Raw genomic sequence first — 6902 nt, forward strand, 5'->3', positions numbered from 1 at the left:
CGTGGAAAACGGCGCCGCCCGGACCGCCCAGCCCGTCATTGTCGCGATCGACGGCCCCTCGGGCACGGGCAAGTCGAGCACGTCGAAGGCCGTGGCCGCGCAGCTCGGCCTGAGCTACCTGGACACCGGGGCCCAGTACCGGGCGATCACCTGGTGGATGGTGACCAACGGCATCGACCTGGCGGACCCCTCCGCGGTCGCGGCGGTGGCGGGCAAGCCGGAGATCGTCTCCGGCACCGACCCGAACGACCCGACGATCACGGTCGACGGCGTCGACGTGGCCGCCCCGATCCGCACCCAGGAGGTCACCTCCAAGGTCAGCGCGGTCAGCGCGGTGCCCGAGGTGCGCGCCCGGATCACCGAGCTGCAGCGCTCGCTGGCCGCCGGCGCCGAGACCGGCATCGTCGTCGAGGGCCGTGACATCGGTACGACCGTGCTGCCGGACGCCGACCTGAAGGTCTTCCTGACCGCCTCCCCGGAGGCCCGTGCGGCCCGCCGCAGCGGCGAGCTCAAGGGCGTGGACATCCACGCCACCCGCGAGGCGCTGATCAAGCGCGACGCGGCCGACTCCAGCCGTAAGACCTCGCCGCTCGCCAAGGCGGACGACGCGGTCGAGGTGGACACCACCGACCTCACGCTCCCGCAGGTCATCGAGTGCGTGGTCACCCTTGTCGAGGAGAGGCGAGCCGGGAAGTGAACGAAGCCGCGTCCATGACCCCGTCCGAGACCGCGTCCGAGCGGGGAGCCGAGGTCGGACGGCGTATCGGGGTCGGCCTGATGTACGGGCTGTGGAAGCCGCGTGTGCTCGGCGCCTGGAAGGTGCCCGCGAACGGCCCGGTGATCTTCGCCGTCAACCACTCCCACAACATCGACGGTCCGATGGTCATGGGCGTGGCGCCCCGGCCGGTGCACTTCCTGATCAAGAAGGAGGCGTTCATCGGTCCGCTGGGCTCCTTCCTGACCGGCATCGGGCAGCTGCAGGTGGACCGCACGAGCGCCGACCGCAACGCGATCACCCGGGCGCTCGGCGTCCTGCAGAACGGGGGAGCGCTCGGCATCTTCCCGGAGGGCACCCGGGGCGAGGGCGACTTCGCCTCCCTGCGCGCCGGGCTCGCGTACTTCGCGGTCCGCAGCGGCGCGCAGGTCGTGCCGGTCGCCGTCCTGGGAAGCGCCGAGCGACGGGGCCGGTTGATCAAGGCGCTGCCCCCGCTGCGCTCCCGCGTCGACGTCGTCTTCGGCGACCCCTTCGAGGCGGGCGACGGCAGCGGCCGCCGCACGCGCAAGGCGCTGGACGAGGCGACCGAGCGCATCCAGAAGCAGCTCACCGCGCACCTGGAAAACGCCAGGCGTCTCACCGGGCGCTAGGCGACACTGAGTAGTGGATCAGGCCGTACCGGGCGGATCCACCGATCACCACGATGAACGAGGTACGGACTTCATGAACGACCAGATCCAGCCCGACGGCTCGGAGCACGAGTACGAGCACGGGGCGCTCGGCGACGCCGAGTACGCGGAGTTCATGGAGCTCGCCGCCGAAGAGGGCTTCGACCTGGAGGACGTCGAGGGCGCCATCGAGGCGGCGGGCCACGGTCCGCTGCCCGTGCTCGCCGTCGTCGGCCGCCCGAATGTCGGCAAGTCGACACTCGTGAACCGGATCATCGGCCGCCGTGAGGCGGTCGTCGAGGACAAGCCGGGCGTCACCCGCGACCGCGTGACCTACGAGGCCGAGTGGGCGGGCCGCCGCTTCAAGGTCGTCGACACCGGCGGCTGGGAGCAGGACGTCCTCGGCATCGACGCCTCCGTCGCCGCCCAGGCCGAGTACGCGATCGAGGCCGCCGACGCGGTCGTCTTCGTCGTCGACGCCAAGGTCGGCGCCACCGACACCGACGAGGCGGTCGTACGGCTGCTGCGCAAGGCCGGCAAGCCCGTCGTGCTCTGCGCCAACAAGGTCGACGGCCCGAGCGGCGAGGCCGACGCCTCCTACCTGTGGTCCCTCGGCCTCGGCGAGCCGCACCCGGTCTCGGCCCTGCACGGCCGTGGCACCGGCGACATGCTGGACGCCGTCCTGGAGGCACTGCCCCAGGCGCCCGCGCAGTCCTTCGGCACCGCGATCGGCGGTCCGCGCCGCATCGCGCTGATCGGCCGCCCGAACGTCGGCAAGTCCTCGCTGCTGAACAAGGTGGCCGGCGAGGAGCGCGTCGTCGTCAACGAGCTGGCGGGCACGACCCGTGACCCGGTCGACGAGCTGATCGAACTGGGCGGCGTGACGTGGAAGTTCGTCGACACCGCCGGCATCCGTAAGCGCGTCCACCTCCAGCAGGGCGCCGACTACTACGCCTCGCTGCGCACCGCGGCCGCCGTCGAGAAGGCCGAGCTGGCCGTCATTCTGATCGACGCCACCGAGAACATCTCGGTCCAGGACCAGCGCATCGTCACCATGGCCGTGGAGGCGGGGCGCGCGGTCGTCCTGGCCTTCAACAAGTGGGACACCCTCGACGAGGAGCGCCGCTACTACCTGGAGCGGGAGATCGAGACCGAGCTCGGCCAGGTCGCCTGGGCGCCGCGGGTCAACGTCTCGGCGCGCACCGGCCGTCACATGGAGAAGCTGGTCCCGGCGATCGAGACGGCTCTGGCGGGCTGGGAGACGCGCGTGCCGACCGGCCGTCTCAACGCCTTCCTCGGCGAACTGGTCTCCGCCCACCCGCACCCGGTCCGCGGCGGCAAGCAGCCGCGCATCCTCTTCGGCACGCAGGCCGGCACCAAGCCGCCGCGGTTCGTGCTGTTCGCCTCCGGCTTCATCGAGGCGGGCTACCGGCGCTTCATCGAGCGCCGGCTGCGCGAGGAGTTCAGCTTCGAGGGCACGCCGATCCACATCTCGGTGCGGGTGCGCGAGAAGCGCGGCGCGAAGAAGAAGTGACGCGACAGCGGTACGACGAAGAGGGCGGCTCCTTCCCGGAGCCGCCCTCTCGTGCTTCGTACCCCCCGGTGCGGGTCGGCCGCCCCCTGCGGCTCAGCCGCCCTGGCGCGGGCCGGGCGGCAGGGCCGCGACGGGGTGCAGTCCCGTGGTGTGCGGGGTCAGCGGTCCGACCCGCTGCCACTGCCCGTGGTGCTGCCCGCCGTTGCTCCGGGCGCTGAACGCGCCCGCCCGGTAGGCGCTGTACGAGCTGCTGAACGTGCCCGGCCGGTGTCCGCCGTACGAGCCCGTACTGTGCGGGATGCTCCCGAAGGCGGTGAAGCCCAGATCCTCCTCGCCGCTGCGGTCGCCCGGCAGCGTGCGGAAGGACTTGACCCACTCGGAGTAGAGCCGGTCGTAGATAGGCGTGGCCGATGGGCCGGCCTGGGGGTCCCTGGCGGACGGGATCGACGGGAGGGGGGAGCGGCCGGGAACGTCGTATGCGTGCACGTATGTCCAAACGAACCGGGCACGGGAAGGGATGCGGGCGCGCGCCGCCCCTTCAGGGGCGCGCGGGGGTTGCTCGGGTTCCCTCAGGTGCCCGCGAGCGGCATCGCCGCCGCGACCAGCTTCCCGTTCGCCGCGGCCTTGTCCAGCGCGTCGCGCAGCAGGTCCTCCCGGGGCTGGCGTCCGATGGACCCCACGGGGGCCGCGAACATGAGCACCTGCTGGTGCTTGTTGGCGGCGGCCCGCCAGCTGTCCGTCACCTGCAGCGGCTGGTGCGCCTGCCACCAGGCGACCGGCTGGCCCCCGTTGGCGCTCGGCTGGAGCACCGCGTGCAGCTGCCCGACGGCGAGCAGCACCGACCAGCCGTGCAGCACGGGGGGCACCGAGGACAGCTCCGTCACCGGCATGAACCCCTGCTCGATGAGGAGCGGAAGGAAGTCGTCCCCGATGCCCGTCGTGCCCGGGCGCACGATCGGCGAGGTGGGCTCCACGACGAGCGCCGGGTGCAACTCCCCGGCGATCAGGACGAGCCCGCTGGTCACGCCGAGTACGGCCTGCTCGGGCACGGCCCTGTTCGGCATCCCGCCGGAGGCGATGTCGCCGCTGATGGAGCGCACCGCGCCCTGCAACTGCTCCTCGGTGACCTGGACGACCTGCGAGGGCAGGCAGCTGGCGTGGGCGAAGGCGAGGACGGCGGTCTCGTCCCCGATGAACAGGACGGTGCTGGTGCGCTCCTGCTCGGAGTCGCCCGGGGTGCGGCAGGAGGTGCAGTCGTAACTGCCCGGGGCGTTCTCTCCGGCGAGCAGCCGGTCGGCTTCTTCGTCGCCGATCTCGGCGCGTACGGCGTCGCTGACGTCGAGCATGCGCGGCACGGGTGGCTCCCTCGGGATGCGTGCGTGAAGGGCCGGGTGGCTCCCGGTCCATGAGCCCCGGGGGTTCCGGGCTCATGAAGATGACAACGGGCGATCTGTGGCGGGAGTCACGCCCCGAGGGGAACGGAATCGAACCACCCAACGCACAGGGTCACCCGTCGTACGGAATTGCCCACTCTCCGTCAACTTCGTGCAGAGTCAAGGTACTTGGATCGGTGAAGTGAGTCACACGCCGCTTGAGTCGCTGGTCGACATATCAGGAAATCGGCGAATGAAATGGGTGTCCGAAAATAGCCGCTACCCGGGGTAACTGTTAACTGGCCTGGAATGACAAGGAGTTGGTTGATCCCGGCTCGCCCGGCTTCTTACATTCATCGGCCGTGTGCAACTTGCACCGCTCGGGAACGTCCGCCGACCGCGCACCAGGCAAGCACGACAGCAGCGGCTCGGACGGACGGGGCGAGCGCGACGAACCGCGGTCCTGCGCGGGGAGTGCGCTCCGCCTTGGGGGAGCCCGGGTCAGTGGAGAGGGATTTACATGTCCGAGTGTGCCGATACCACCCGCAAGGCGCGTAAGACGGCGATCCTCGCCGGGGCCGCGCTGCTCGCCCCGCTGGGTCTGCTGGCGACGAGCGGCAACGCCAACGCCGCCGACAACGGAGTGTGGGACCGCATCGCCCAGTGCGAGAGCGGCGGCAACTGGCACATCAACACCGGCAACGGCTACTACGGCGGGCTCCAGTTCTCCGCCGGCACCTGGCGCGCGTACGGCGGCTCGGCCTACGCGTCGACCGCCGACCAGGCCTCCAGGTCGCAGCAGATCGCCGTCGCCACCAAGGTTCAGCACGCCCAGGGATGGGGCGCCTGGCCGGTCTGTTCGGCCCGGGCCGGAGCGTACGGCTCCGCACCCGAGGCGGCCTCCTCCGGCACACGCGGCACGGAGACAACGAAGAGCGCGAAGCCGGCGAAGAGCGCGAAGACCGTGACGACCAGGAAGGCGACGCCCGCGAAGCCGTCGAAGACGGCGGAGCGCCCCGCGGGCCACACCAACCGCGACGCGTCCCGGGCCTCTTCCGGCCACCACTACACCGTCCGCCAGGGCGACACGCTGAGCGGCATCGCCGACCGGCACGGAACCACCTGGGAGCGGATCTACGCCGCCAACAAGTCCGTCATCGGCTCGGATCCCGACCTGATCGTGCCCGGGCAGCGCCTCGCACTCTGAGCCGCATCCTTCTGACCCGGACACCACGCCCCACCCGGTCCGCCGACCGGGTGGGGCGCTGTCATTCCCCGCGCCGCCCCGGGGAGCCCGGCGAGCCCGGCGAGCCCGTCCACTCACCCGCCTCCCCGGCGAAGACGACCGTCCCGCGGCGCAGCGCGTACACGAACGCCGGCCGGCCGCGCAGCACCGGCGGCAGCCGCTGCTCGGCGATCACGACACAGGCGTCGAGCGCGGCCAGCAACTCGTACGTGTGCGCCGCCACCGACGGCGCCATGCCCTGTGTGGGCTCGTCGACGAGCAGCACGCGCGCGTGGGCCGGCAGGGCACGGGCGAGGGCCAGCATGCGCTGCTCGCCCCCGGACAGCGTGCCGGCACGGCGGGCGAGCAGCGGGCGCAGCTGCGGATAGGCGTCCAGGGCGAAGCCGGTGACGGGCCCCGCGAGTTCCAGGTTCTCCCGCACCGTCAGCGACCCGAACACGGCCCGCCGCTCGGGCACCAGGCGCAGACCGCGCCGGGCCCGTTCATGCGCGGGCGCACGGGTCACGTCGGCGCCGTCCCAGGCCACCGCGCCTCCGCACAACGGCAAGGTTCCGGCCAGTGCGCGCAGAGCGGTCGTCCGGCCGGAGCCGTTGCGGCCGAGCAGGACCGTCAGTCCCGGGCCGGGCGCGACGAGTGTGACGCCGTGGAGGGCTTCCAACGGGCCGTAGCGCACGCGCGCGTGCCGCAACGCGATGCTCGTTCCGGTCATGGGGCGGCCGCCGTTCCGAGGCCCTCCAGGACGCGGCCGGGCGGCCCGGAGGCGACGACACGGCCCGCCGTCAGCACGTGCACGACATCGGCGAGGCCGGCGACCAGGTCGAGGTCGTGCTCGACGACGAGCAGGGCGGTGCCGTCGGCGGCGAGCGCCCGCAGCACCCGGGCCAGCGCGTCGATCTCCGCGCTGTCGAGTCCCGCGGCGGGCTCGTCGAGCAGCAGCACGCGCGGGCCGCCCGCGAGCGCCCGGGCCAGCTCCACCCGGCGCAGCGTGCCGGTGGGCAGCCCGGCGGCGGGCAGCGACCGTACCGGCCCGTCCAGCCCCAGCAGGCGCAACGCCCGCTCGACGGCGCCGCCCGGCTCGGCGACCCGGGCCTGCTCGGCGCCCACCCGTACGTTCTCCTCCACCGTCAACGACGGGAACACGGCGACCTGCTGGAAGGTCCGCGCGATCCCGAGCCGGGTGCGGGCGTGCGCCGGGAGCCGCGTGATGTCCCGGCCGCCCAGCACCACCCGCCCGCGCGCGGGACGCAGGGTCCCCGCCAGACAGTGGAACAGGGTGCTCTTCCCGGCCCCGTTGGGACCGACGACGGCACTGACCTGCCCCGCCCACAGATCGAGATCGACACCGTCGAGCACGGTGAATCCACCG

General features: G+C 72.5%; 8 protein-coding genes. 4 read left to right on the plus strand and 4 right to left on the minus strand.

Annotation, left to right across the window (positions count from 1 at the left end; translation table 11 throughout):
- Window position 1 precedes the first annotated feature (1 nt).
- From cmk to der, 3 genes are all read left to right on the plus strand, one after another.
- The gene (cmk, locus tag IPZ69_RS35450; RefSeq protein WP_235458802.1) at window positions 2-697 is read left to right on the plus strand and encodes a (d)CMP kinase; all 696 of its coding nucleotides are present in this window, start codon (window positions 2-4) and stop codon (window positions 695-697) included.
- A gap of 14 nt (window positions 698-711) precedes the next feature.
- A complete protein-coding gene (locus IPZ69_RS35455) occupies window positions 712-1365 on the plus strand; it encodes a lysophospholipid acyltransferase family protein (protein WP_235458803.1) in 654 nt (217 codons plus the stop codon).
- A 73-nt stretch (window positions 1366-1438) separates the two neighbouring features.
- Window positions 1439-2917 carry a ribosome biogenesis GTPase Der gene (gene der, locus IPZ69_RS35460; protein ID WP_235458804.1) on the plus strand — a complete coding sequence of 493 codons (1479 nt, stop codon included), beginning with the start codon at window positions 1439-1441 and terminating at the stop codon, window positions 2915-2917.
- Between the two features lie 93 nt (window positions 2918-3010).
- On the opposite strand, the gene IPZ69_RS35465 is transcribed toward der, so the two are convergent.
- Entirely contained in the window at window positions 3011-3403 is a 393-nt protein-coding gene (locus IPZ69_RS35465; RefSeq protein WP_235458805.1) for a hypothetical protein, read from the minus strand.
- Window positions 3404-3486: 83 nt separating this feature from the next.
- Entirely contained in the window at window positions 3487-4272 is a 786-nt protein-coding gene (locus IPZ69_RS35470; RefSeq protein WP_235458806.1) for a hypothetical protein, read from the minus strand.
- A 538-nt stretch (window positions 4273-4810) separates the two neighbouring features.
- Here IPZ69_RS35470 and IPZ69_RS35475 point away from each other — a divergent pair.
- Complete coding sequence (locus IPZ69_RS35475) at window positions 4811-5497, plus strand: transglycosylase family protein (protein ID WP_235458807.1); 687 nt, start codon at window positions 4811-4813, stop codon at window positions 5495-5497.
- Window positions 5498-5558: 61 nt separating this feature from the next.
- Here the strand turns inward: IPZ69_RS35475 and IPZ69_RS35480 are convergent, their stop codons facing one another.
- Window positions 5559-6245 carry an ABC transporter ATP-binding protein gene (locus IPZ69_RS35480; protein ID WP_235458808.1) on the minus strand — a complete coding sequence of 229 codons (687 nt, stop codon included), beginning with the start codon at window positions 6243-6245 and terminating at the stop codon, window positions 5559-5561.
- The coding region (locus tag IPZ69_RS35485; protein ID WP_235458809.1) for an ABC transporter ATP-binding protein at window positions 6242-6902 on the minus strand (661 nt) is incomplete at its 5' end. The genes IPZ69_RS35485 and IPZ69_RS35480, both read right to left, overlap by 4 nt.

Source organism: Streptomyces olivochromogenes (genome assembly GCF_021538895.1).
GTDB classification, from domain to species: domain Bacteria; phylum Actinomycetota; class Actinomycetes; order Streptomycetales; family Streptomycetaceae; genus Streptomyces; species Streptomyces olivochromogenes_A.

Coding starts and splice junctions, on each gene's coding strand:
- der (WP_235458804.1), top strand. CDS start 1,439: ATGAACGACCAGATCCAGCCCGACGGCTCGGAGCACGAGTACGAGCAC.
- IPZ69_RS35480 (WP_235458808.1), bottom strand. CDS start 6,245: ATGACCGGAACGAGCATCGCGTTGCGGCACGCGCGCGTGCGCTACGGC.
- IPZ69_RS35455 (WP_235458803.1), top strand. CDS start 712: ATGACCCCGTCCGAGACCGCGTCCGAGCGGGGAGCCGAGGTCGGACGG.
- IPZ69_RS35475 (WP_235458807.1), top strand. CDS start 4,811: ATGTCCGAGTGTGCCGATACCACCCGCAAGGCGCGTAAGACGGCGATC.